Source organism: Nocardiopsis sp. TRM 82005, from assembly GCF_056312425.1.
Window position 1 is genome coordinate 167,064 of record NZ_JBWDTQ010000004.1, and the last position, 24,162, is coordinate 191,225.

At 70.4% G+C, this 24,162-nt stretch carries 21 protein-coding genes; 11 read left to right on the forward strand and 10 right to left on the reverse strand.

Annotation, left to right across the window (positions count from 1 at the left end):
• Positions 1 to 117: 117 nt before the first annotated feature.
• Positions 118 to 1,452 (reverse strand): histidine--tRNA ligase, encoded by a 1,335-nt coding sequence (gene hisS, locus AC0T5L_RS02045; protein WP_476163598.1) that lies wholly within the window; start codon positions 1,450 to 1,452, stop codon positions 118 to 120.
• Positions 1,453 to 2,263: 811 nt separating this feature from the next.
• Between hisS and AC0T5L_RS02050 the strand changes: the two genes are divergently transcribed.
• The 3 genes from AC0T5L_RS02050 to AC0T5L_RS02060 all read left to right on the forward strand — a co-directional run bounded on the left by AC0T5L_RS02050 (position 2,264) and on the right by AC0T5L_RS02060 (position 5,747).
• Positions 2,264 to 2,872 (forward strand): GTP-binding protein, encoded by a 609-nt coding sequence (locus tag AC0T5L_RS02050; RefSeq protein WP_476163599.1) that lies wholly within the window; start codon positions 2,264 to 2,266, stop codon positions 2,870 to 2,872.
• Between the two features lie 119 nt (positions 2,873 to 2,991).
• Entirely contained in the window at positions 2,992 to 5,298 is a 2,307-nt protein-coding gene (gene secA2 / locus AC0T5L_RS02055; RefSeq protein ID WP_476163600.1) for an accessory Sec system translocase SecA2, read from the forward strand.
• 179 nt (positions 5,299 to 5,477) lie between these two features.
• Entirely contained in the window at positions 5,478 to 5,747 is a 270-nt protein-coding gene (locus tag AC0T5L_RS02060; RefSeq protein WP_476163601.1) for a DUF6406 domain-containing protein, read from the forward strand.
• 798 nt (positions 5,748 to 6,545) lie between these two features.
• Here the strand turns inward: AC0T5L_RS02060 and AC0T5L_RS02065 are convergent.
• From AC0T5L_RS02065 to AC0T5L_RS02095, 7 genes are all read right to left on the reverse strand, one after another.
• The gene (locus AC0T5L_RS02065) at positions 6,546 to 6,899 is read right to left on the reverse strand and encodes a hypothetical protein (protein WP_476163682.1); all 354 of its coding nucleotides are present in this window, start codon (positions 6,897 to 6,899) and stop codon (positions 6,546 to 6,548) included.
• Positions 6,900 to 7,415: 516 nt separating this feature from the next.
• Complete coding sequence (locus AC0T5L_RS02070; RefSeq protein WP_476163602.1) at positions 7,416 to 8,369, reverse strand: cytochrome d ubiquinol oxidase subunit II; 954 nt, start codon at positions 8,367 to 8,369, stop codon at positions 7,416 to 7,418.
• Positions 8,370 to 8,387: 18 nt separating this feature from the next.
• Positions 8,388 to 9,653: a cytochrome ubiquinol oxidase subunit I gene (locus tag AC0T5L_RS02075; protein ID WP_476163603.1), complete on the reverse strand. Its 1,266-nt coding sequence runs from the start codon at positions 9,651 to 9,653 to the stop codon at positions 8,388 to 8,390.
• Positions 9,654 to 9,838: 185 nt separating this feature from the next.
• Positions 9,839 to 10,507 (reverse strand): response regulator, encoded by a 669-nt coding sequence (locus tag AC0T5L_RS02080; protein ID WP_476163604.1) that lies wholly within the window; start codon positions 10,505 to 10,507, stop codon positions 9,839 to 9,841.
• Positions 10,504 to 11,694: a sensor histidine kinase gene (locus AC0T5L_RS02085; RefSeq protein WP_476163605.1), complete on the reverse strand. Its 1,191-nt coding sequence runs from the start codon at positions 11,692 to 11,694 to the stop codon at positions 10,504 to 10,506. Before AC0T5L_RS02085 ends, AC0T5L_RS02080 begins: the two co-directional genes overlap by 4 nt.
• Before the next feature lie 37 nt (positions 11,695 to 11,731).
• Positions 11,732 to 12,886, reverse strand: coding sequence for a pentapeptide repeat-containing protein (locus AC0T5L_RS02090; RefSeq protein WP_476163606.1), 1,155 nt, complete (start codon positions 12,884 to 12,886; stop codon positions 11,732 to 11,734).
• A 164-nt stretch (positions 12,887 to 13,050) separates the two neighbouring features.
• On the reverse strand, positions 13,051 to 13,893 hold the full coding sequence (locus tag AC0T5L_RS02095; protein ID WP_476163607.1) for a spermidine synthase: 843 nt from the start codon (positions 13,891 to 13,893) through the stop codon (positions 13,051 to 13,053).
• A gap of 162 nt (positions 13,894 to 14,055) precedes the next feature.
• Between AC0T5L_RS02095 and AC0T5L_RS02100 the strand changes: the two genes are divergently transcribed.
• Complete coding sequence (locus AC0T5L_RS02100; RefSeq protein ID WP_476163683.1) at positions 14,056 to 15,792, forward strand: proline--tRNA ligase; 1,737 nt, start codon at positions 14,056 to 14,058, stop codon at positions 15,790 to 15,792.
• Positions 15,793 to 15,832: 40 nt separating this feature from the next.
• Here the strand turns inward: AC0T5L_RS02100 and AC0T5L_RS02105 are convergent, their stop codons facing one another.
• Both AC0T5L_RS02105 and AC0T5L_RS02110 read right to left on the reverse strand, forming a co-directional pair.
• On the reverse strand, positions 15,833 to 16,285 hold the full coding sequence (locus AC0T5L_RS02105) for a ferritin-like domain-containing protein (protein ID WP_476163608.1): 453 nt from the start codon (positions 16,283 to 16,285) through the stop codon (positions 15,833 to 15,835).
• Positions 16,286 to 16,386: 101 nt separating this feature from the next.
• The gene (locus AC0T5L_RS02110; RefSeq protein WP_476163609.1) at positions 16,387 to 16,893 is read right to left on the reverse strand and encodes a ferritin-like domain-containing protein; all 507 of its coding nucleotides are present in this window, start codon (positions 16,891 to 16,893) and stop codon (positions 16,387 to 16,389) included.
• Between the two features lie 333 nt (positions 16,894 to 17,226).
• Between AC0T5L_RS02110 and rimP the strand changes: the two genes are divergently transcribed.
• From rimP to truB, 7 genes are all read left to right on the forward strand, one after another.
• Positions 17,227 to 17,709: a ribosome maturation factor RimP gene (gene rimP / locus AC0T5L_RS02115; protein WP_476163610.1), complete on the forward strand. Its 483-nt coding sequence runs from the start codon at positions 17,227 to 17,229 to the stop codon at positions 17,707 to 17,709.
• Positions 17,710 to 17,733: 24 nt separating this feature from the next.
• Complete coding sequence (nusA, locus tag AC0T5L_RS02120; protein ID WP_476163684.1) at positions 17,734 to 18,747, forward strand: transcription termination factor NusA; 1,014 nt, start codon at positions 17,734 to 17,736, stop codon at positions 18,745 to 18,747.
• Between the two features lie 13 nt (positions 18,748 to 18,760).
• A complete protein-coding gene (locus AC0T5L_RS02125) occupies positions 18,761 to 19,084 on the forward strand; it encodes a YlxR family protein (protein WP_476163611.1) in 324 nt (107 codons plus the stop codon).
• 213 nt (positions 19,085 to 19,297) lie between these two features.
• Positions 19,298 to 22,243, forward strand: a complete 2,946-nt coding sequence (gene infB, locus AC0T5L_RS02130; RefSeq protein ID WP_476163612.1) for a translation initiation factor IF-2 — start codon at positions 19,298 to 19,300, stop codon at positions 22,241 to 22,243.
• Positions 22,244 to 22,347: 104 nt separating this feature from the next.
• Positions 22,348 to 22,644 carry a DUF503 domain-containing protein gene (locus AC0T5L_RS02135; protein ID WP_476163613.1) on the forward strand — a complete coding sequence of 99 codons (297 nt, stop codon included), beginning with the start codon at positions 22,348 to 22,350 and terminating at the stop codon, positions 22,642 to 22,644.
• Positions 22,645 to 22,646: 2 nt separating this feature from the next.
• Complete coding sequence (rbfA, locus tag AC0T5L_RS02140; RefSeq protein ID WP_476163614.1) at positions 22,647 to 23,087, forward strand: 30S ribosome-binding factor RbfA; 441 nt, start codon at positions 22,647 to 22,649, stop codon at positions 23,085 to 23,087.
• Positions 23,088 to 23,145: 58 nt separating this feature from the next.
• Complete coding sequence (gene truB, locus AC0T5L_RS02145; RefSeq protein WP_476163615.1) at positions 23,146 to 24,033, forward strand: tRNA pseudouridine(55) synthase TruB; 888 nt, start codon at positions 23,146 to 23,148, stop codon at positions 24,031 to 24,033.
• The last annotated feature ends 129 nt before the right edge of the window (positions 24,034 to 24,162 follow it).

Here is a 24,162-nt window from a genome sequence, read left to right on the forward strand (position 1 = left end):
ACGGGCTCGGCCTGTCCCTGCGATGGCCGGTTCCGGCACCGAGGGGCCGAAACCGTCCATCTTGGGCGGAAAGGTGATAGGGCGTGTCTCGTATTCGCGGAGTACGCTTCGGGGCGGCTACCCCGCGGTGCCCGTGCCGTCTGGGGTCCAGGTGCCGGGGTCGGCGGGGCCCTGTTCGCCCGAGCCCATGTCCTTGACCTCGTGGGCGCCGTCGGCCCCGAACGGCGGGAACCACACGAAGGGGATGCCCTTCTTGGCGGCGTACTGGATCTGCTTGCCGACCTTGGCGGTGGAGTGGAACACCTCGGTGTTGAACCCGCGGCCGCGCAGCAGCTCACCGGTGCGCAGGGCCTCGCGGCGGCGCTCGGCGCCGGGCACCACGACCATCACGTCGGTGGGGCATGGGCGCCCCTCCCGAACGCGGTCCTCCGCGACGAGTTTGGCGAAGATGCGGGTGAGGCCGATGGAGATGCCCACGCCCGGCAGCCGCCTGCGAATGAACTGCCCGGCCAGGTCCTCGTAGCGGCCGCCCGCGCAGATGCTCCCGTAGTCGGGGTCGTCGTCGAAGGATGCCTCGTAGACCGTGCCGGTGTAGTAGTCCAGGCCGCGGGCGATGGACAGGTCGGCGATGACGCTGTCCTCGGGCAGGTCGGCCAGGTCGCCCAGGACGAAGGTGAGCTCCTCCAGGCCCTCGTCGAGCAGCTCGGAGGAGACCCCCAGAGCGCGGACCCGCTCGGCGACGTCGGTTCCGGTGCCCCGGATCCGGGCCAGCGCCAGGCACGCGTCGGCCTGCTCGACGGTCAGGCCGTCGTCCAGCAGGATCCGGCGCACGCCGTCGTCGCCGATCTTGTGGAGCTTGTCCACGGCGCGGATGACCGCGACCGGGTCCTTGATGTCCAGGCCCTCGTAGAAGCCCTGGAGGACCTTGCGGTTGTTGACGTTGAGCGTCCAGGCGGGAATGTCCAGCCCGCTGAGCACCCGGTGCACGATGCGCGGCAGTTCGGCGTCGAAGTGCAGCGGCACGGAGTCGACGTTGATGACGTCGATGTCGCACTGGGTGAACTCGCGGAAGCGTCCCTCCTGGGGGCGCTCACCCCGCCACACGCGCTGCATCTGGTAGCGCTTGAACGGGAAGGTCAGCTCGTTGAAGTGCTGGGCGACGTACCGGGCGAAGGGCACGGTCAGGTCGAAGTGCAACCCGAGCCTGGCGTCGGAGTCGTCCTTGGCGTCGGCCTGGAGGCGGTGCAGGGTGTAGACCTCCTGGGAGGTCTCGCCCTTGGCCATCAGCACGTCCAGGTTCTCCACGGACGGGGTCTCCACCGACGCGAAGCCAAAGGACTCGAACCCGGCGCGGATATGGTCCAGCCAGTGCTGCTCCACGGCCCGGACCTGAGGGGTCCACTCGGGGAAACCGCTGATGGGAGTAGGGCGGACGACGCGCTGATCGGACATGTGGGGTTCTCGGCTCACAGTTTCGTCTCGGACGTGCTTGCCCCCGGCCGCGCCGCCGCGCACGCACGCGCGTGAGTGTGCTGGAACGGACGGGGAAGGGCCAGCCCATACTACGGCTAACGAGGACGGCGGGTCGCGGATACTCCGGCTCGCTCCGGGGCGCGTCGGTGCCCGGTCCGCTGCGGGGAGTACGCGGCGGCCGCGGGGAAGGCCGCCACCGGCCCACGTGGACGGTTGTGGGCCGGTGGGGCACCGGGGCGTCGATCGGGAGTGCCGACCGGCCGACGCCGAAGAGCGAGACGTCGGCGGGTGGTCGTCCACCCGGGACGCCGCCGGGGCTCCCGCGAATGGTCGCGTCCTCGTGCCAGGAGTCTTTTCCGCGACCGCCCTTGCCGGTGCGGGTGCCCTGCCTCCACCGTAGACTCCGGGGACCGCGCCGGACAGGGATTGGCGCGGCCGAAAGCGGCCGAAAGCGGCCGCTCACAATGTCGTAAAGTCGACCCTTCGGGGTACAGGTGTGTGCTTACCTGGTCACGGTCAGTCCCCAACGGAGGACCCATCGCCACGAGGAGGCCACCGGCGCCCGTGGCTCTCCATCCTGCCCGAGTCACGCGGAACCCGCGCTCCCCAAAAGTTGTGTTCTGTCGCACCGCTGCGCCGAAACGCCGTCCCCAACGGCTTTCCGGTGTTAGGTTCCATGAGCGGTGCCTCTCGCGGCGGTGACAAACCCAGCGAGTCCCGTACCCCTCAGGACCGGCCCGGGCGAGCCCCCACGGCCCCCACCGGCCCGGCACTCCCGCTAGGACTAACTGTGATCGATCCAGCTAACAGCACGAACCACCCATCCACCGAGCTGTCCACCAAGATCATCGTCGCCGGGGGCTTCGGGGTCGGGAAGACCACGTTCGTCGGCACCGTCTCGGAGATCCCCCCCGTCCGCACCGAGGCCGCGGTCACCGCGGCCAGTACCGGTGTCGACGACCTCTCCCACACACCGGACAAGACGAGCACCACGGTCGCGATGGACTTCGGCCGCATCTCACTGGACACCGACCTGACCCTCTTCCTGTTCGGCACCCCGGGCCAGCAGCGCTTCTGGTTCATGTGGGACGACCTGGTACGCGGCGCGCTGGGGGCGGTGATCCTGGCCGACACCCGTCGCCTGGAGGACACCTTCCAGGCGCTGGACTACTTCGAGCGCCAGTACCGGCTGCCCTTCGTCGTGGCCGTCAACGAGTTCGACCCCGAGGCGCTCTACAGCCCCGAGGAGCTGCGCGACGCCCTGGACCTTCCCCCCGAGGTGCCCGTCGTCTACTGCGACGCACGCGAGCGCAACTCCGTCGTCCAGGTCCTGCTGACACTGGTCAAGCACGCCATGGCCCTGGAGGCCCGTCAGCGCCACCAGCGCCAGCTCGCCTGAACCCCGGGTGTCCTCATCGACGCCGTGGAGAGGCCGCGTCCGAAGTATCCGGACATGTGGACACCCGGGGTTCTACAAACATGTGTGTCCGGCGTTACTCTGTGGTGGTGTTCGGACGAATGGCGGAAAGTGTTCGCCGCTTCCTGGGAAAGCCCGGTGCGGTGGATCTGCGGCCCTATACCAAGCTCCTGTCGGCGATCGAGGCCGAGGAGGATGGTCTGCGTGAGCTCAGCGACGCTGAGCTGACTGACAAGGCCATCGAACTCGGCAACGCCGAACTCCCCTACGACCGCGACGACCTCGTGTCGCTGTGCTCCGTCGGCCGTGAGGCCGCCCGGCGCTCCCTCGACGAGCGGACCTTCGACGTGCAGCTCCTCGGAGTCATGGCGCTGCTCGACGGACACGTCGCCGAGATGGCCACGGGCGAGGGCAAAACCCTCGCGGGCACCCTGGCCGCCGCCGGGTTCGCGCTGCGAGGCCAACGCGTGCACCTGCTGAGTGTCAACGACTACCTGGCCAAGCGCGACGCCGAATGGATGCGCCCCCTCTACGACATGCTCGGCGTCACCGTGGGCTGGATCAACGAGGACTCCACGCCGCAGGAGCGCCGCGCCGCCTACTCCTGCGACGTCACCTACGCGGCCGTCAGCGAGCTGGGCTTCGACGTCCTGCGCGACCGCATGGTCACCGACATCAAGGACCGGGTCGTACCGCCGCCCAACGTGGCGATCATCGATGAGGCCGACTCGGTGCTCGTCGACGAGGCCCGTGTCCCGCTGGTACTGGCCGGTGCCGCCGAGAGCGTGACCGCCGACGTGGAGATGGCCGACGTCGTCCGGACACTCAAGCCGCGTCTGCACTACGAGGTCGACGGCGAGGGGCGCAACGTCCAGCTCACCGACGCCGGGATCGACGCCGTGGAGAAGACGCTGGGCGGGGTGGACCTGTACTCCGAGGACGACACCTCCGTCCTGCCGCAGGTCAACCTGGCCCTGCACGCGCACGTGCTGCTCCAGCGCGACGTCCACTACGTGGTGCGCGACGGCGAGGTCCGGCTCATCAACGAGTCGCGCGGCCGCATCGCCCTGCTCCAGCGCTGGCCGGACGGCCTACAGGCCGCGGTCGAGGCCAAGGAGAAGGTGGCGCTCAGCACGACCGGCGAGGTGCTGGACTCCATCACCGTGCAGTCGCTCGTTCTGCGCTATCCCACGCGGGGCGGTATGACCGGTACCGCGATGGCCGTCGCCGAGCAGCTCCGCGAGTTCTACGAGCTCGAGGTCGCGGTCATCCCCTCCAACAAGCCGAACATCCGCGAGGACAACGGCACGCGCCTGTACGCCACGCGCGAGGAGAAGGAGGACGCCCTCATCATCGAGGCGGAGGAGGTCCACAAGACCGGGCGGCCGATCCTCATCGGCACCCAGGACGTGGCCGAGTCCGAGCTGCTGGCCGGGCGCCTGCGCGAGGCCGGGCTGGAGTGCGTGGTCCTCAACGCCAAGAACGACGCCGACGAGGCGTCCATCATCGCCGAGGCGGGCACCCACGGCGCCGTCACCGTCTCCACGCAGATGGCCGGCCGCGGTACCGACATCCGCCTGGGCGGCAGCGACATGTCCGACCGCGAGAGGGTGGTGGAGAGCGGAGGCCTGTACGTGATGGGCTTCGGCCGCTACCCCAGCAGCCGCCTGGACGGACAGCTGCGCGGTCGTGCCGGACGCCAGGGCGATCCCGGCGACTCCATCTTCTTCGTCAGCATGGACGACGACCTGGTGGTCAACCACGCCCCCGAGACCACGGGATACCAGACCACCGCCGAGGGCGAGATCCTCGACGAGGGCTGGCTGAACATGGTGGACCACGCACAGCGGGTCGCCGAGGGGCAGATGCTGGAGGTGCACCGCAACACCTGGCGGTACAACCAGCTGATCGACGTGCAGCGTGACGTGGTGCTGGAGCACCGCGAGATGGTTCTGACCGGAGACCAGGGCGACCGGCAGATCAGGGCCGACCGCAAGGGCCGGCACGCGGAACTGGTGGAGGAGCTGGACGAGGAGAAGGTCGCGCAGGCCGCGCGCCTGATCACCCTGTACCACCTGGACCGGGGCTGGACCGACCACAACGCCTTCCTGTCGGAGCTGCGGGAGGGCATCCACCTGCGTTACCTGGGCCGGCGCGACCCGCTGGACGAGTTCAACCGCGAGGCGGTACCGGTCTTCAAGGGTTTCCTGGACGACGCGCGGGCCCGCGCCGCGGAGAGCTTCGAGGAGCTGGAAGCGGAGGACGGGGAGCTCGACGTCAGCTCGGTGGGTGTCAAGAGCCCGTCGATGACGTGGACCTATATGGTGCACGACCACCCGTTCAGTTCGGCGTTCGAGACCCTGGTGGGCAAGCTCAAGGGCGGTCGGGGTTCTTCCGGCGGGGGCTGATAATTAATCTGTTCATTGATGCGCGGGTCAGGACTTTAGTCCCGACCCGCGCATTACTTTTGTCGGTTATTCTGGTCGAAACACCGGCCAGCCCCTAGAACGGCACCCTCAATTGCCCTGTCCGGGTTAGCATGGCTGCGTTTTCAATGGAATCCGAGACGGTTGGGACTGAATCCACTGTGGTCCACGAGGTCGGCGCGCAGGAGAAGATCAGTTACGGGCGGAACGACCGCTTCGCGGGAGGCCCGGTCGGCGGGGGCAGCTTCTGGCTCGGTGACGACGGGCAGCCGGTCGCCAAGATCGGGGGCCCGAAGGAGTGGCGCCCCACGCCCATGATCGACGTCCGTGTGGGAGACGTGTTCAGTGTCGGCGGGCAGGCATGGAGGGTGACCGATATCGTCGATGCTGACACCCCCTCCGCATATCTGCTGGCCACACGAATAAGCTGACTCCGTGCCCCGGGCGACAGTCCCGGGGCCTGCGCTTTTCTTGTTTGGGCCGGGAATCGCAACCCCGTGCAACCTTCCCCCGGGTTGTCGCGGCCGGTTTCGGTTCCCGGTTTTGCTGTTGCCGCTTCCTTTCGGGGGGCTGTTCCCGTGTGGGAGCCCGGTGTCGTTTGTGGCGCGTGTGGGTGCTGGGGCTCCAGAGGCACGGAGACGGAGGAGGAGCGCATCGACGCAGGTCAAGGGTGAGGGGAAGCGTTGACCAGGGTGAATCGAGACGCTCCGGTTATCTGATGGGGGGTGTTCGTGTTACCGGCGCATCGTTAACGTCTGTTGGGTAGGGCGCGCCCCGGCAGCTGAGGGTCCCCCGCTCTCGGCGGGTTCCGGGCGCTGCGCCTTACCGCCCCCGAGGTCGGTCCCAGGGGCTGTCCCCCGCCCCTGGGCCTGACCGCCCCGCGACGGCGGGGAGGAGTCTTCCGGTCTGCTGGACGCCCCGTCTCAGCCGGACCCGAGTAGATCCGGTTCTCATGCTTCTGCCGGTCATGTCTTTCTTGCTGGTTGCCTTGTGTGCGTGACGCTCGAGGCTTGCGGTAGAACACGTTTCAGTACTAGCCTCTGGGTATGCCTGGCCCGGTGAGGGCACCCGGCGGCTCGACCGTGGGGTGTCAGCGGACGGCAGGCGAGGACCGTCGCCCGCCGGAGTCGGATCGCGCCCCGACTCCGGCGGGCGACGGCCGTTTCGAGCGGCTGGACCCGCGCTGGGGGCCGGCTGCGCCGATACGGGCGGGGCGGCCGGGAGAACGCTCAGTGGGTGAGCAGGCGGCAGAGCTCGGTGAAGGTGGAGCAGGGCCAGGCCAGGCGGCATCCCCGACAGCGGTACTCGCCGTGCTCTCCACAGGGGTCGGGGGCGTGCAGGTGTAGCAGGCCCACACACACGTTGGCCAGGGCGGACACCTCCTCGCGCGCGTTCGCGTAGAAGGCGACGTCGTTGATGCGGGCCAGGGCGTTGGCGGATCTCGCGGCCGGAAGCCCGATCGTGTTCGGTTCCCAGGGGGCCGCGCGTGCCGAGCGTTCTCGGATGCCCAGTACGAACTGGAGCAGCCTCGCGTGTGCGGAGAGGCGGCCTCTCCCCGACGCTGGTCTGGTGAACGACGGCATCGCGATCTCCCCCAACGGGTGGATACGCAGCTTCACTTGGTGACTCAGCGTATACCCATAGTCGCCTAATGTCGCGACACGCGGGGGTGGGGAGCGAGATCAGGCCGAGGAAACACGGTAACGGGGGCGGGCCACCCCAAGGAGGGCGGCCCGCGGGGAAGTCGGACGGAGGTTTCCGGTTCTCAGAGGCCAGGGCCCTCTAGCTACAGCTTCCGCCGCAGCTGCAAGAGCCACCGCTCTGGCAGCCGCAGCCGCATCCCGAGCCGCAGCTGCATCCACTCAGGTCGGGGGTCGTGGTCAGGGGGTGAGTCACAGTCCCTCCTCAGGGGCTCGACGCCGCCCGCGCGGTCACGCCGTAGCCTCCCCTGGAGGGAGGGGCGTCACGGGCGTGTTTCCCGGACAAGAGGGTGCCCGCTCTCCCGCCTCCCAACCGGTACGGGCACCCCGCGCGGCCGTCGCGCGGTCGGCGCGGAGGCCGGTGCGCCGGTGGCGACCTGGGATCACGTTCTCGCCGTGTCAGGCGAAGAAGGTCGGCGTGACCGCCGGGCGGCGAGTCATTCGGTAGAGCCAAACCTGGCCGACGAACATGACCGGAACTGCGGGGACCAGGGCCGCCCACACGAACACCGCGACCGTGGAGGGAATCGGCGCGGAGGGCAGGTGGGCCGCCAGAGCCACCAACAGGCCCGGAACCGCGATCGCCACCGCCGACGTGTGCCGGGACAGCATCGGACCCGCCAGGCCGCTGGTGGCCGCCAGCGCGGCCAGCAGCGCCGTGGTCAGGGCGACCGCGGCGGGGAGCGCGGTCGGCACCGAAGCGGCCAGCACCGGGCCGCCGGGCAGCGGGGCCGACACAGCCGCCAGCGCCACCGTCCCCAGAGCGGTCCGGGCGAGTACGCGGGTGTCGCGTGCGGCGACGTCCGCGCATTCGGCGCTCGCACCACCGGAGTCAGCCGGACCGACCAGCCGCTCGGCGCCGAAGGCCGCGCCGCGCAGCGCGAACAGCGCCATGACGGCGACCGCGCACAGCGCGGTGAACGGGCTCGCGGTGAGGCCGCCCGCGAGCAGGCCCGCCACCACCAGCCCCCACGCGGCGGCCAGGGCCCAGCTACCCGCGACGATCGCGCCGTCACAGGCCAGCCGCCAGCGGTCGCCGTCCACGCGGGCACGCAGCCACAGACCGGCGTCGCGGAACAGCCACCCGGCCAACAGGACGGCGAGCACCGGCCACAGTTCGGCGACCGCGTGGTGCTCCAGTACGGGGAACAGGCCCGCCAGGACGCCGACGGCGGCGACCAGCCACACCTCCGAGGCGAGGAAGTAGGGGGCGATCGCGGCGACCACGCGGCGGCGCTGCTCCGCACCGCGTGCCACGTGCGGCATCAGCATGCCGAGGCCCACGTCGGCTCCCGCGAGGACGAGGTAGCCCACGACGAGCAGGGCCAGGAGTGCGGAGGAGAGGATGTCCATGGTTACGGCCTTCCAGACTCAGAACGTGTGGACGGGGGCGTCGGTTTCCCGCTCGCCTCCGGGATCGGTGGGACCCTCTGGGTGCTCGGCCAGCGGTCCGCCCCGGGGGCCGCGCCGCGCGTAACGCACCAGGAGCCAGCAGGTGACGGCGGCGAGTACGGCGAAGGCGGTGGTGAAGAAGCCGAAGGAGGCCAGGGCCGAGCCCGGGGACATGGGGGTCACCGCGTCGGCCGTGGTCAGGTGGTGCACGACCACCCAGGGCTGGCGGTTGGTCTCCCGGAACACCCAGCCGGCGATACTCGCCAGGTAGGGGAGGAACGGGGTGGCCAGGAGGGGGGCGAGGAACCACCTCCACCGGTCGAGTCCGCCGAAGGGCCATACCAGCAGCATGGCCGGTCCGAGGAGGAACATCAGCGACCACACGGTCATCATGACCAGGTCACCGGTCGTATTGGCCGCGTGCAGCAGCGCTCCGCCCGGGTTTGCGGCCTCGATGGCCCTGATCTCGGCGGCGGTGTGGGACAGGCCGCTGGTCGGCGGGTCCTGGCCGAACAACTCGAACTGCACGGCGCCGAAGCCCGCCACGGGGATCGGCACGATACACATGATCAGCGTCGCGTAGCGGATGCCGCGCCGGAAGACCCCGTGCTCGTCGTCACACCTGATGAGGTGGTAGGCGCTGGTCGCGGCGATGACCAGGGCGCCGACCAGCAGGGCTCCGGTGGCGATGTGCCCGAACGCCGACACGGCCGCCGGATTGGTCATCAGAGCGACGGGTTCGGTCAGGTGCGCCACGCCGTCGACCATCTCGAACCCCACGGGGTTGCGCAGGAAGCCGTTGGAGACCAGCACCCACCACGCCGACGCGTACGCCGTCGCGGTGACGACGGCGAAGCAGGCCAGGTGCGCCCACCTGCCCATGCGGTCCCAACCGAAGATCCACAGCCCCAGGAACGTGGACTCGACGAAGAACGCCGTCATCGTCTCCAGGGCCAGGGGCGCGGCGAAGGTGTAGCCGAACATCTCGTGCAGGCCGCTCCAGTTGAGCGCGAGCTGGAGTTCCATCACCAGGCCGGACAGAATGCCCATGCCGTAGTTGACCAGGTACAGGCCGCCCCAGAACCGCACGCCGGTCATCCGGGAGCGGTCGCCGCGCAGGGTGGCGGCGAACTGGGTGGTGAGGATGTACGGGGCGAGACCGAGGGTCAGCGCCACGAACATGTAGTGCGTGGCCGCGGTCAGCGCGAATTGCAGCCGTGCCAGGAGAAGGGGGTCTTCGAACATCGTCGGGCCTCGCGTTCGGCGGTGGGAACGCGATCAAGCATCCGGCGGAGGTACGAGTGGGCGCATCGTCCCGGTGGGGACTCCTCGCGGCCGTCCCGGGGGGTAGGGGCGGAGGAGTAGGTACCGCTGCGGGTGTACGGGCGATCCCCGGGGAAACCCCGGTGCTTCCCCGATCACCGCGTGCGCTACCGGCTCCACCCCGGTGTGACCAGGGCGGTCTCGTAGGCGATGACGACCAGCTGGGCGCGGTCGCGCACACCCAGCTTCACCATGGCCCGGCTGACGTGGGTCTTGGCCGTGGCCGGACTGACCACCAGGCGGGCGGCGATCTCCTCGTTGGACAGGCCGCCGCCGACCAGGGCGACCACCTCTCGCTCGCGCTCGGTGAGACCGTTCAGCCGCACCGAGGGGTCGGGTGCGCTCGGCGGGCGGCGCGCGTAGTCGGCGATCAGCCGCCGGGTGATCCCCGGTGACAGCAGTGCCTCGCCGTCGTGCACCACCCGTACCGCCTGCAACAGGTCCCGGGGCTCGGTGTCCTTGACCAGAAATCCGCTGATCCCCGAGCGCAGTGCCTCGAAGATGTACTCGTCCAGGTCGAAGGTGGTGAGGACGACGATCCGCGTCGACTCCAGGCCGGGGTCGGCGAGGACGCGCTCGGCGGCGGCCAGGCCGTCCACGCCGGGCATGCGGATGTCCATCAGGACCACGTCGGGGCGCTCGGCGCGCGCCTGCCGGACGGCCTCCTCGCCGTCGGCGGCCTCAGCGACCACCTCTATGTCGGGGGCGCTGTCCAGCAGCGCGCGAAACCCCGCGCGCACCAGGGCCTGGTCGTCTGCGAGCAGTACCCGGATCAAGGGATCCTCGTTTCCTCGTGGGGGACGGACTCCGGCTCGGCGCCGTTGAGGGGGAGCCGGGCGCGCACCCGGAAGCCTCCATCCTGGCGGGGCCCGGCGTCCACCGTGCCGCCCACGAGCGCGGCGCGTTCGCGCATCCCGGTGATGCCGTTGCCCGGCACCGGGGCTCCGGCGGTTCCATGGCCGTCGTCGGTGACCTCGACGACCAGGAGGGACACCCCGTGTTCGATCCGGACCGCGGCCGCGGAGGCCCCGGAGTGGCGGACCACGTTGGTGAGCGACTCCTGGACCGTACGGTAGGCGGCGGATTCGGTGCCCACCGGCAGGTGCCGCGGGACACCGGTGACCTCAACGGTCACGTCGATCCCCGCGCCGCGTGTGCCCTCGGCCAACTCCTCCACGCGGTCCAGCCCGGGGACGGGCGACCGCGGCGCGGCCTCGTCCACGGCACGGAGCACGCCGAGTATGCCGCGCAGCTCGGTGAGGGTGTCCTTGCTGGTCTGCTTGATGGTGGACAGCGCCTCGGCGGCCCGTTCGGGCTCGGTCCCCATCAGGTACAGGGCGGTCCCGGCCTGCACGTTGATGAGGGAGATGTTGTGCGCGACCGTGTCGTGCACGTCCCGTGCCAGCCGTACACGCTCCTCGGAGGCCCGGCGCAGCAGCTCCTCCTCCCGTGTGCGGGTGCTCTCGATCTCGCGCTCGTGGTCGGCCCGCATGTACTCGTGCCGCCAGCGCACGACCTCACCCGCGCACAGCAGGACGATGACCCAGCCGACGAGGCCGAGAGCCTCGGGCCGGAAGGAGCCGGTCAGAGTGACCTCGTAGAGGTTGACGACGAGGAACTGGCCGATGCCCAGCGCCCATCCGAACCTCCGGTAACCCCGGCGGACCAGGGTGTAGAGCATGACGGCGGTGCACAGCATGACCAGGCCGTCGGGGAAGCCGAGGGGGTAGTACGCGGACGAGGCGACGACCGAGACCAGCGCGGTGACACACGTGTAGGCGCTTCGCCACAGGATCGGCAGGCAGGCGACCAGGACCAGCGCGTACCCCCACGGCCACGGATCGCGGTCGGTCGGGACCGGGTCGACCAGTTCGATCGCGAGGACGCTGCCAAGGGAGAGGAACAGCAGGACCAGGGTGATCCGGGCGTCGGCGCGTGTGGGACGCGGAAGTAGTGCTGCCACAACCTTGACAGTACGGGGTACCCCTCGGGGGCGCGCGTCACCCGGGAGGAGGCTTCTCCGGCGACGCCGTACTCCCCGCGGAGTAGGAGGCGGGGCCGTTCCCGTCCCTCGCGCGGGTCCATGTGCGCGGAAGTACCACCGTCTTGGGCGCGCCCCTCGCCACAGCGTTCAGGAGGTCGTGGGGAGGTGTGCCCGCCGCCTCCTCTTCCCCGTCCTTGGAGAACTCCACGCTCCCCGAAACGAACTCCGCCCTGCGGAAGCTCGCGCTGGACTCCTCCCTGAACCAGCAGTCGTGGAACAGGACCTCGGCTCCATCGAACCGCGCCATGGCGAAGTCGACGTGCGTGCCCCGTGTCCGTACGGCCTCGGGGTCGATCCCGGCGGGCCCTTCCGGTACGCGGGCCCGGGCCGTGAACCGCACGTGGCGGAAGTTGACGGTTCCCCCGTTGAAGCGGGCACGGCGGAAGGACACGGTGGCGCCGTCGAGGAGAGAGTAGCGGAAGTCCACCTCTCCGCTGTCGAAGTGCGCGCTGTTGAAGTCCATGTAACCCGAGGAGAGGCGCATCCTACGGAAGTTTCCGCCGTCGAAGACGGCCCCGGTGAAGTCGAAGCTGTGGCCCTGCCAGGGGCCGTCCTCCCGGAGGCGGTCGCCGATGACGCGGAGGACGCTGTGCCGGACCTCCCGGAAGGAGGCGTACTCCAGTTGCCGGGCGTGGTACTCCTCGGTCTGCTGCCTGTCGGCGGGTTCGGGGGACCCCGGGCCTGCTCCGGCCACGGGGGCGGGCCCGGGCCCGGGGCCGTGGGGCATGCGGACGTAGGCGCATAGGACGTCGATGCAGGTCTGCCTGAGCTCGCGGTTGGGCGCGTCGTCGGCCAGGTGGGCCAGGGCGTGGACGGCGCCCAGCCGGACGGCCGCGTGCTCGCTTCCGAGTTCGGTGTAGGCGGCGGTGAAGCGGTCGTTGAAGAGCTTGATGTCCTCGCGCTCGGCCGCCTTCTGCGCGCGCAGGTTCCCCTGGTTGTTGTTGCGCTGCCGGTGGTAGGCGATCACCAGTAGGGCGATGCCGCTCAGCCCCGCGACGACGGCGAACGCACGGGTGGCGATGGCGTCCAGGGCGGACACCTGGATCTGCTCCGGGCGGTCGATCTCCGGGAACCCCAGGAACCACAGGACGACGACGCCGATCAGGGACACCCCGCCGGCCGTAACCGCCCACGCGCCCAGGATGTGTGGCCACAGCCGGGGCGGCTGATCCTCCCCGGGGACGGAGGGGTGCGGGCGCGCGGCACGTGTGGAAGCCCTGGGGGAGACTCGCATGGGCTCCAAAGTAGGGCTTTCCCGTCCTGTCCCGCTACGTCCTAGAAGACGCTGTTCGGCGGCGAGGGGGAGTCGACGGCGTCGGCGTCGTGGACGGGGGCGCGTCCCGAGACGAAGCGGTCCAGGTCCTCCGCCTCCAGCAGGCGGGCCATATCCGGATCGCGGTGCGCGCGGCGGCCCAGCTCGTCCAGGGGGAGGGGCTGGTGGGAGGCGGTCAGGACGAGGTTGCCGAACCGGCGTCCCCTCAGCACGCCAGGCTCGGCGGACAGCGCGGTGTACGGCAGCGCCGTCCGCGCGGTCGCCACCTGGCTCCGGGCGTAGACCAGCCCTCCGCCGTCGCCGATGTTGACCGCCAGTATCCCCGTGGGCCGCAGAACACGCGCCAGTTCGGCGTAGAACTCCGCCGACGTCAGCCGGGCCGGAGTGCGCGCGCCGGAGAACACGTCGCTGATCACCAGATCCGCGCTGTCGGTGTGCCGGGCGGTGATCCACTCCCGGGCATCGCCGATGCCCACGCGCAGCCGCGCCTTGCGGTCCCAGGGCAGGCGTCGACGCACTATGTCGACCAGGGGCGCGTCCACGTCCACCGCGCGCTGCCTGGACCCGGGGCGGGTGTGCGCCACGTAGCGGGCCAGGGTGAGCGCGCCCGCGCCCAGGTGCAGGGCCTCGACGGGTTTTCCCGGAGGCGCCACGAGGTCGGCGGCGTGCGCGATCCGGCGCATGTAGGAGAAATCCAGGTAGGACGGGTCGGCAAGGTCCACATGGGACTGGGGCGTGCCCTCCACGACCAGGAACCACGAGTCGGACCGGTCGGCGTCGGCGAGCAGCTCCATGCCCGGCTCCGTGTCCGGCTCGTCTTGTTCCCGCACGTTGCGTCTGCCCACTTCCGCCTCCGTTCGCCGGTTCCCAGGCTATGCGCAGCGTCCGCGCGAGCGTGCCCGCACTAGCGCTAGCCTGGGGAACCCGACTTGTTCTGGGTCTCCCAGACGCGTTCGGGTCTTCCAGTTTTCTTGCGTATTCCACGAGGAGTGGCCGTGCTACTGCGGATGTCGACCCTGTTCCTGCGCACCCTGCGTGAGGACCCGGCGGACGCCGAGGTGCCGAGCCACAAGCTGCTCGTCCGCGGCGGTTTCGTGCGCCGCGCGGCCCCCGGCGTCTACTCGTGGCTGCCGCTGGGCAAGCTCGTCCTGGAGAACGTCTCGCGGATCGTGCGCGAGGAGATGGACGCCGTCGGCGCGCAGGAGGTCCTCCTGCCCGCGCTGCTGCCCAAGGAGTACTACGAGGCCACCGGGCGCTGGGACGACTACGGCGACACCCTGTTCCGCCTCAAGGACCGCAAGGGCGCCGACTACCTGCTCGGTCCCACCCACGAGGAGCTGTTCACGCTCCTGGTCAAGGGCGAGTACTCCTCCTACAAGGACTTCCCGGTTATCCTGTACCAGATCCAGGAGAAGTTCCGCGACGAGGCGCGCCCCCGGGCCGGTGTGCTGCGCGGCCGCGAGTTCCATATGAAGGACTCCTACTCCTTCGACATCGACGACGAGGGCCTACAGGTCTCCTACGGCAAGCACCGCGACGCCTACATCCGGATCTTCGACCGGCTGGGGCTGGAGTACGTGATCGTGTCGGCCACCTCGGGCGCGATGGGCGGTTCGGCCTCCGAGGAGTTCCTGGCCGTCGCCCCGACCGGTGAGGACACCTTCGTGCGCAGCACGGAGTCCGACTTCGCCGCCAACGTCGAGGCCGTGTCCGTCCCGGTCCCCGAGGCGCTGCCCGTCGAAGGGCTGCCCGAGGCCGTGGTGCACCACACCCCGGACACCGCCACCATCCAGACTCTGGTGGACTTCCTCAACGAGGCCGGCCTGGGCCGTGGCTTCAGCGAGGCCGACACCCTCAAGAACGTCCTGGTCAAGACCCGCGCCCCCGGCGCTAAGGAGTGGGAGCTGCTGGCCATCGGCCTGCCCGGCGACCGCGAGGTGGACTTCAAGCGCCTGGAGGCCGCGCTGGAGCCCTCCGAGGTCGCGCTCCTGGAGGAGTCCGACTTCGCCGCCAACCCGTTCCTGGCCAAGGGCTACATCGGCCCCCGCGCGCTGCTGGACAACAAGGTCCGCTACCTGGTCGACCCGAGGGTGGTCACCGGTACCGCATGGGTGACCGGCGCCGACAAGATCGACCACCACGTCATCGACCTGGTCGCGGGCCGCGACTTCACCCCGGACGGCACCATCGACGTCGCCGAGGTGCGCGACGGCGACCTCTCGCCCGACGGCCGGGGCACGCTGTACACCGCGCGCGGCATCGAGATCGGCCACATCTTCCAGCTGGGACGCAAGTACACCGACACCTTCCAGGTGGACGCACTGGGCTCGGACGGCAAGCCGAAGCGGGTCACCATGGGCTCCTACGGGATCGGCGTCTCGCGCGCCGTCGCCTCGGTCGTCGAACAGTGCCACGACGACAAGGGCATCGTCTGGCCGCGCGAGATCGCGCCCGCCGACGTGCACGTGGTCGGTACCGGCAAGGGCGACCAGATCGAGGAGGCACTGCGCATCGCCCGGGAGCTGGAGGCCAGGGGCCTGCGCGTACTGGTGGACGACCGCAAGGGGGTCTCGCCCGGGGTGAAGTTCACCGACGCCGAGCTGCTGGGTGTCCCGACCGGCGTCATCGTCGGCCGCGGCCTCAAGGACGGTGTGGTGGAGCTGCGCGACCGCGCCGCCGGGGATCGCGAGGAGGTCGCCCTGACCGAGATCGTGGAACGCACCGTAGCCGCCTGCCGCGGATAGCGGCCCGCACGGGGTCGTGGGGCCGGGGACCTCCCCGGCCCTATCCGGCCTCGTCGAAACCGGGCAGAGCGTCCAGTGTCCCGCCCCACTCCAACGCGCGCACGGTCGCCTCCTGTAGGGCACGCGCCCCGGTCACCCGCAGGTCGGTGTCATTCGTCGCCGTCAGCCACAGGTAGGCGCGTACCGTCGTCTCCTCCAGACCCGTGGCGTAGGCGTCGACGTCCTCGTCGCCGTGCCCTTCCGCGACCGGGTACGACGCCAGCGCGGGCGGCGATTCGAAGCCCAGCCCCACCGCGGCCGCGTGCAGCGCGTCGCGCAACGCCTTGTGCTGGTAGGCGTTGTCCTTCGCGCGTTCGCGGCGGCCCTCGTCCTCGGCCGTTCCGCCGACGTACTCGTACCCGTACACGGCCGCGTGCTCGGCGCGCAGCGCCTCGGCCAGCGCCTCCGGAGCGGCGTCCGGGGCCTCCCCGGGGGACGCGGGGCTCTCGCTCACCTGCTACCTGCCTTCCGTCTCTGGATGCTCGGTGTCGCGGGGCGCCGACCCCACCGCGCGGCTCCGCCGGACCGTCGTCGACCGTTCGCCGCGACCTTCGGTTACGCCTCGGCCAGCAGGTGCGCGTGCCCGGCCTCGCAGGCGCCGATCGCGCTGATCAGCTGGGCCAGGCCCGGATCGGTGACGGCGCCCGCCTGGTCCAGCCGTGCGCTCGTCGCCGCCGCCTCCAGCACGCCCAGGCCGGCGGTGCCTTGGACCGTGTCCAGCGCCGGGTCCTCCTCCGGGGCCGAGGGGGAGGCGTCCGCCCCCTCGGCCGAGGACGTGGGAGCGGTGTCCTCGGGCAGGGCCTCCACCAGTGCGTCCAGGTGGGACAGGTGGTGCTCCAGGAACCGCTCAAGCAGTTCCGGGGCTCCCGAGCCCCCGGCGATCGCGGCCTCGTAACGCGAGACCATCCGCTCCTTCTCGCGGATCACAGCGTGCAGCACGTACTCCTCCGGGGTCACGTCCGAGGGGTACCACTCGGATCCGCCGCACCCGGCCAGGGCTCCGGCACCCATCGCGGCCGTCGCGCCCAGCATCGTGCGACGGCTGACGCAGCCGATCCCCACGTGCTCTCCCTCCGTGCCAGCGGACCGCCCGTGGCGGTCGACGTTCCCATCCTTCCACGCCCCGCGCAGAGCACGGACCGCCGCCGCACAGGCCCTTTCCGCGTACTGGGAGCCACACGGCGACGCGCCCCGGCCGCTGGCGGCGACCTGGAAGGGGTCCGGGTGTGGATACCCTTGCAGCACAACCGCCGTCGCACGCGACGCGCGGGTGGTCCGTATCCCCATCGAGGGGCGGACCGTTTCAGTCGAAGACTACGTACAGAGCTGGACCGCCCCGTACACCGGCCCGACGGCCGAGCGGGCGGAATTTCGCCGTTGGAGGAGCAGCACCACATGGGAGCGCAGGCGCGCGAGGAGCGCATCGCCGAGCTGCTGGAGCCGGTACTGGCCGAGGCCGGACTGGACCTGGAGTCCGTCGAACTGACACCGGCGGGCAAGCGGCGCGTGCTGCGCGTGATCGTGGACTCCGACAACGGGGTCGACCTGGACAGGGTCGGCGAGGTCAGCCAGGAGGTCGACACCGCCCTGGACTCCTCCGACGTCATGGGCAAGCAGCCCTACGTCCTGGAGGTCACCTCGCCCGGGGTGGACCGTCCGCTGACGCTGCCGAGGCACTGGCGCCGCTCACGCGGCCGCCTGGTGACCGTCTCCCTCGCCGAGGGCGGTCAGGTCACCGGCCGCGTCACCGGTGCCGACGACGAGGGTGTCACCCTGGACGTCGAGGGTCAGCCCCGCACCTTCACCCATGCCGAACTGGGCAAGGGCAAGGTCCAGGTGGAATTCCGTCGCGAAGCCGACGCCGACGCGGCGGACTAGAGGGGGAGCCCCGTGGATATTGATATGAGCGTCCTGCGCAGCCTGGAACGCGAGAAGGACATCTCGGTCGAGTTGGTGGCCAAGGCCATCGAGGATGCGCTGCTGATCGCCTACCACCGCGAGGAGGGGCACAACAGGCGGGCACGTGTCGAGCTCAACCGCTCCAGCGGCCATGTGACCGTGTGGGTGACCGAGGCGGGTGAGGACGGCGAGGTCGTCGGCGAGTTCGACGGTACCCCCAGCGGGTTCGGCCGTATCGCCACCTCCACCGCCAAGCAGGTCATCCTTCAGCGCCTGCGCGACGCCGAGGACGAGCTGACCCTCGGTGAGTTCGCCGGGCGCGAGCACGACATCGTCTCCGGCATCATCCAGCAGGGCAGGGACCCCCGCAACGTGCTGGTGGACCTGGGCAAGATCGAGGCCGTCCTGCCTCCGCAGGAGCAGGTGCCCACCGAGACCTACACCCACGGCGAGCGCCTGCGCGCCTACGTGGTGCAGGTCCGCAAGGGTCACCGAGGCCCTTCGGTCACCCTCTCGCGCACGCACCCCAACCTGGTGCGCAAGCTCTTCGAGCTGGAGGTGCCCGAGATCGCCGACGGCACCGTCGAGATCTCGGCGATCGCACGTGAGGCCGGCCACCGTACCAAGATGGCCGTGCACTCCCACCGGGGCGGCGTCAACGCCAAGGGCGCGTGCATCGGCCCGCTGGGCAGCCGTGTCCGTAACGTTATGGCCGAGCTCCACGGGGAGAAGATCGACATCGTCGACCACTCCGAGGACCCGGCCGTGTTCGTGGCCAACGCCCTGTCCCCGGCGCGGGTCAACTCCGTGGAAATCCTTGACCTGGCCGCCCGGGTCGCCCGCGTGGTCGTACCCGACTACCAGCAGTCCCTGGCGATCGGCAAGGAGGGCCAGAACGCCCGCCTGGCCGCGCGTCTGACCGGTTGGCGCATCGACATCCGCTCTGACGCCGACCCCAGTGAGAGCATCCGCGAGGAGAGCGCGGTCGAGGGCGATGACGCCGCCACGACGGGCTGATCGGATCGCGCGGATGCCTCGACGCGATAGAGTGGACCAAGACGGTCCTGACCGTCCCGTGCGTACGTGCGTGGGGTGCCGGTCGCGGGCAGTCCAGTCCGACCTCGTGCGGCTGGTGGCCGTGGGCTCGGCCATCATGCCCGACACCCGAGGTCGACGTCCGGGGCGCGGAGCCTACCTGCACCACGACCGGCGGTGCTTCGAGCTCGCCGAACGACGCAGGGCGTGGTCCCGCGCGTATCGGAGGGGAGCGGGTGCCGCCGGATGGGATACCTCGTCCGTGGCGGCCCTGTTCGACACCGCCCCTTGTGGCGGATCGAGTCAGCGCTCCCGATAGGGTTGGAATGTCTGGACTGACCTCTTGGTTGTATTGACCGAGGTCGGCGTACCAGTGCTGTGTCGGCACCTAAGAACCGGCCCATTGTTGTGTAGCGATGAGGAAGCAGGTCGAGATTGCGATGAGCGCCTGATGAGTACGCAGCGATGAGTAACTCAAGCTAACGACGGTCCGGCACAAGCCCATGTCCCGGACCGAAGCTGAAGGAGAGTAGTGGCGAAGGTCCGGGTGTACGAACTCGCCAAGGAGTTCGGTGTAGAGAGCAAGGCCGTCCTGGCCAAGCTCAACGAGATGGGCGAATTCGTCCGTTCGGCGTCCTCGACGATAGAGGCCCCCGTCGTGCGACGCCTACAAGAAGCTTTCAACAACGGTTCCGACGGCGGAAACAAGGATTCGGCTCCCAAGCCCAGCCCTCGTCCCGCCGCGGAGAGCAGCGCCGCCCCGAAGCCGGGTCCGGCGCCCAAGCCCGGCCCCAAGCCGGGTCCCGCGCCCAAGGCCGCCGCGCAGGGCGACGCCGCCCCGAAGCCGGGTCCGGCGCCCAAGCCCGGCCCCAAGGCTCCCCGGGGAGAGGCGGGTCCCCGTCCCGGCGGTGCGCCCAAGCCCGGCGCTCCGGCTGGCCGTCCCGAGGGCGGCCGTCCTGAGGGTGGCCGCTCCGAAGGCGGTCGTTCCGACCGCCCGCAGCGCGGCGAGCGCTCCCAGCGTGGCGGTGACCGCGCCGAGCGCGGCGGACCCCGTCCGGGCCCGCGCCCGACCGGCCCGCGTCCGGGCAACAACCCGTTCGCGTCCAACGCCTCGGGCATGGGTTCCAAGCCCGCTCCGCGTCCGGGTCCGCGTCCCGGCCCGCAGCAGGGTGGCGGCGACCAGCGCGCCCCGCGTCCCGGTGGCGGCGCTCCGCGTCCGGGTCCGCGTCCCGGCCCGCAGCAGGGCGGTGGCGACCAGCGCGCCCCGCGTCCCGGTGGCGGCGCTGGCGCGCCCCGTCCGGGCGGCGCCGCGGGTGCCCCGCGTCCGGGCCCCCGTCCTGGTGGTCCGCGCCCCAGCCCGATGAACATGCCCTCGTCCCGTCCGACCCCGCCCGCCGGCGCCGGTCGCGGCGGCGGTGGCGGCCGTCCCGGCGGCGGTGGCCGCGGTCGCGGGGGAGCCCCCGCGGGTGCCGGTCCGCGTCCCGGTGGCGGCGGTGGCCGTCCGGGCGGCTTCGGTGGCCGTCCCGGTGGTGGCCGCGGTCGCGGCGGCGGTACGGCCGGTGCGTTCGGTCGTCCCGGCGGTCGTCCCGGGCGTGCCCGCAAGTCCAAGAAGCAGCGGCGTCAGGAGTTCCACGACCTCCAGGCTCCGTCCTTCGGCGGCGTCAAGATCCCGAGCGGCAACAACCAGACCATCCGCCTGTCCCGCGGCGCCTCGCTGTCGGACTTCGGCGACAAGATCGACGTCAACCCGGCGTCGCTGGTCCAGGTCATGATGCACCTGGGCGAGATGGTCACCGCGACCCAGTCCCTTCCGGACGAGACCCTTCAGCTGCTCGGCGACGAGCTGAAGTACCGGGTCGAGGTAGTCAGCCCGGAGGACGAGGACCGCGAGCTGCTGGAGTCGTTCTCCATCGAGTTCGGTGAGAACGAGGGCACCGCGGAGGACCTGCTTCCGCGTCCGCCGGTGGTCACCGTCATGGGTCACGTCGACCACGGTAAGACCCGGCTGCTGGACACCGTCCGCAAGACCAACGTCGTCAGCGGCGAGGCCGGCGGTATCACCCAGCACATCGGTGCCTACCAGGTCGCCACCGAGGTGGACGGTGAGGAGCGCAAGCTCACCTTCATCGACACCCCGGGCCACGAGGCGTTCACCGCCATGCGTGCCCGCGGTGCGAAGGTCACCGACATCGCGGTACTGGTCGTGGCGGCCGACGACGGCGTCAAGCCGCAGACGGCGGAGGCCATCGACCACGCCAAGGCGGCTGAGGTCCCGATCGTGGTCGCGGTCAACAAGATCGACGTCGAGGGCGCCGACCCGCAGCGGGTCCGCTCGCAGCTCACCGAGTACGGCCTGGTGGCCGAGGAGTACGGCGGCGACGTCCAGTTCGTGGACATCTCCGCGCTCAAGGGCGACAACCTCGACTCCCTGCTCGAGTCGATCGTGCTGACCTCCGACGCGGCGCTCAACCTCGAGGCCAACCCGAAGATGGACGCGCAGGGCCTGGCCATCGAGGCCTACCTGGACCGCGGCCGCGGTTCCATGGCCACGGTGCTGGTCCAGCGCGGGACGCTCAACGTCGGCGACTCGATCGTCTGCGGCGACGCCTTCGGCCGCGTTCGCGCCATGCTCGACGAGCACGGCAAGAACGTGCAGAGCGCCGAGCCGTCCCGTCCGGTGCAGGTGCTGGGTCTGACCAACGTTCCCAGCGCCGGTGACAACTTCCTGGTCGTCAAGGACGACCGGGTGGCGCGGCAGATCGCCCAGCAGCGTGAGGCGCGTGAGCGCTTCGCCCAGCAGGCGCGTTCGACCCGCAGGGTCACCCTCGACAACTGGCAGAACGCTCTGAAGGAGGGCGAGCGCTCCGAGCTCCTCCTCATCATCAAGGGCGACATGTCCGGTTCCGTCGAGGCGCTGGAGGAGTCCCTGCTCAAGATCGACGCCGGTGGCGACGAGGTGAGCATCCGGGTCATCGGGCGCGGTGTCGGTGCGATCACGCAGAACGACATCAACCTGGCGGCGTCCGCGGACGCGATCATCGTCGGCTTCAACGTTCGGCCCGAGGGCAAGAACAGCCAGCTGGCGGACCGCATGGGCGTCGACATCCGGTACTACTCGGTGATCTACCAGGCCATCGATGAGATCGAGGCCGCCGTCAAGGGTCTCCTCAAGCCGATCTACGAGGAGGTCCAGCTCGGCAGCGCCGAGGTCCGCGAGGTCTTCAAGGTGCCGAAGATCGGTAACATCGCCGGTTCGATCGTCCGTAGCGGTACCATCCGCCGTAACTCCAAGGCGCGGCTCATCCGCGGCGGGGTCGTGATCTCCAGCAAGCTCAACGTCGAGTCGCTGCGCAGGTTCAAGGACGACGCGACCGAGGTCCGTGAGGGCTTTGAGTGCGGTATCGGTGTCGGCTACAACGATCTGCGGCTCGAGGACGTCATCGAGACCTACGAGATGCGGGAGAAGCCCCGCGACTGATCTTCGCGGAGCCTGATCCAACGGGGCCCCGGCCGTGCGGCCGGGGCCCCGCGTTTGAAGCCGTACACGGTTCTCACACAACTCCACACACCACAGGTGATCACTTGTACGTTGGGGCGCTGACCCTGGACGTCCTTCTCGGTGACGTCCACTCGCTCAAACAGAAGCGTTCGCTGGTGCGGCCGGTCATCGCCGAGCTGCGCCGCAAATTCTCGGTCTCCGTCTCCGAGGTCGGGGACCAGGACCTGTACCGCCGTGCCAAGATCGGCGTCGCGGTGGTCGCGCCGACGGCGGCGCACGCCAGGGACCTGATGGACACCTGCGAGCGCTTCGTCGCGGACCGTCCCGAACTGGAGCTGCTCTCCGCCAGGCAGCGGCTTTTCAACGAAGAGGAAGACTGACCATGGTTGACGCCGCACGCGCGCGCAAGATCGCCGACCGCATCCAGCGCATCGTCGCCGAGATGCTGGACCGGCGGATCAAGGACCCGCGTCTGGGGTTCGTCACTGTGACCGACGCGCGCATCACCGCCGACCTGCGGGACGCCAAGGTGTACTACACGGTGTTCGGCAGCGAGGACGAGAAGGCCGCCTCCGCAGCCGCCCTGGAGAGCGCCAAGGGTGTGATCCGCACCGAGGTGGGACGCCAGACCGGTATCCGCCACACGCCGAGCCTGACCTTCGTCCTCGACGAGGTGCAGGAGAACGCCCAGCACATCGAGGAGCTGCTGTCCAAGGCGCGCCAGTCCGACGCGGAGCTGGCCGAGCGGGCCAGCGGTGCCAAGCCCGCGGGTGAGGCCGACCCGTACCGGTCCCCGCGTGAGTACGAGGACGAGGACGAGTAACATCCCGGCGGCGGCGCGCCGACCGCGCCGCCACCCCCACCCCTTTTCGAGGAGTCCCATGGCCGAGAGCGGAGTCGTGGTCGTCGACAAGCCCGCCGACTGGACCTCGCACGACGTGGTCGCCAAGACGCGCGGACTGGCGCGCACCCGCAGGGTGGGCCACGCGGGCACTCTGGACCCCATGGCCACCGGTGTCCTGGTGTTGGGCATCGAGAAGGGCACCAAGCTGCTCGGCCACCTGACCCTGACCGAGAAGGTCTACGAGACCACCATCCGGTTGGGCCTGACCACCAACACCGACGACGCCGAGGGCGAGCCCGGCGTTCGGGTGGACGCCTCCGGCGTCTCCGCCGAGGCGGTCCGTGCGGCCGCCGAGAAGTTCACCGGTCAGATTCAGCAGGTCCCGCCGCAGGTCAGCGCGATCAAGGTGAACGGCAAGCGTGCCTACAAATCGGCGCGCGAGGGCAAGGAGGTCGCTCTCAAGGCCCGTACTGTCACCGTTTCGGAGTTCGCCGTCACGGATGTGCGCCGCGTGTCCGGAGCCGACGGGGAGTTCGTGGACGTGGACGCCTCCGTCACCTGCTCCAGCGGTACCTACATCCGCTCACTGGCCCGCGACATGGGCGCCGACCTGGGCGTGGGCGGGCACCTGGCCACGCTGCGGCGCACCAGGGTGGGCCCCTACGACCTCTCCCGGGCCCGGACGCTGGACGAGCTGGCGGAGGAGTTCACCCAGGTTCCGCTGGCCGACGCCGTCGCCGCGACCTTCCCGGCGCGTGCGCTCACCGAGCAGGAGACGAGCCGCATCCAGCACGGCAACCGGATCGACCCCGACGGGTCGGGGAGCGGCCCTGTCGGCCTGTTCGCTCCGGACGGCCGCGTGATCGCCCTGGGGGAGAACCGCCGGGACCACATGAAGCCCGTGGTGGTCTTCGAGCCCGCCTGAGCTGCCGCCGCGTCGGCCCGGTCAGGAGGGCGTGTGCCGGGCCACACGCCTCACGTGTCCGGGAGGAGCGGTGGACGTGGCACCCTTGGTTCCGGAAAACCCTGCCAGGATGGCACACAGGGTTTTGCG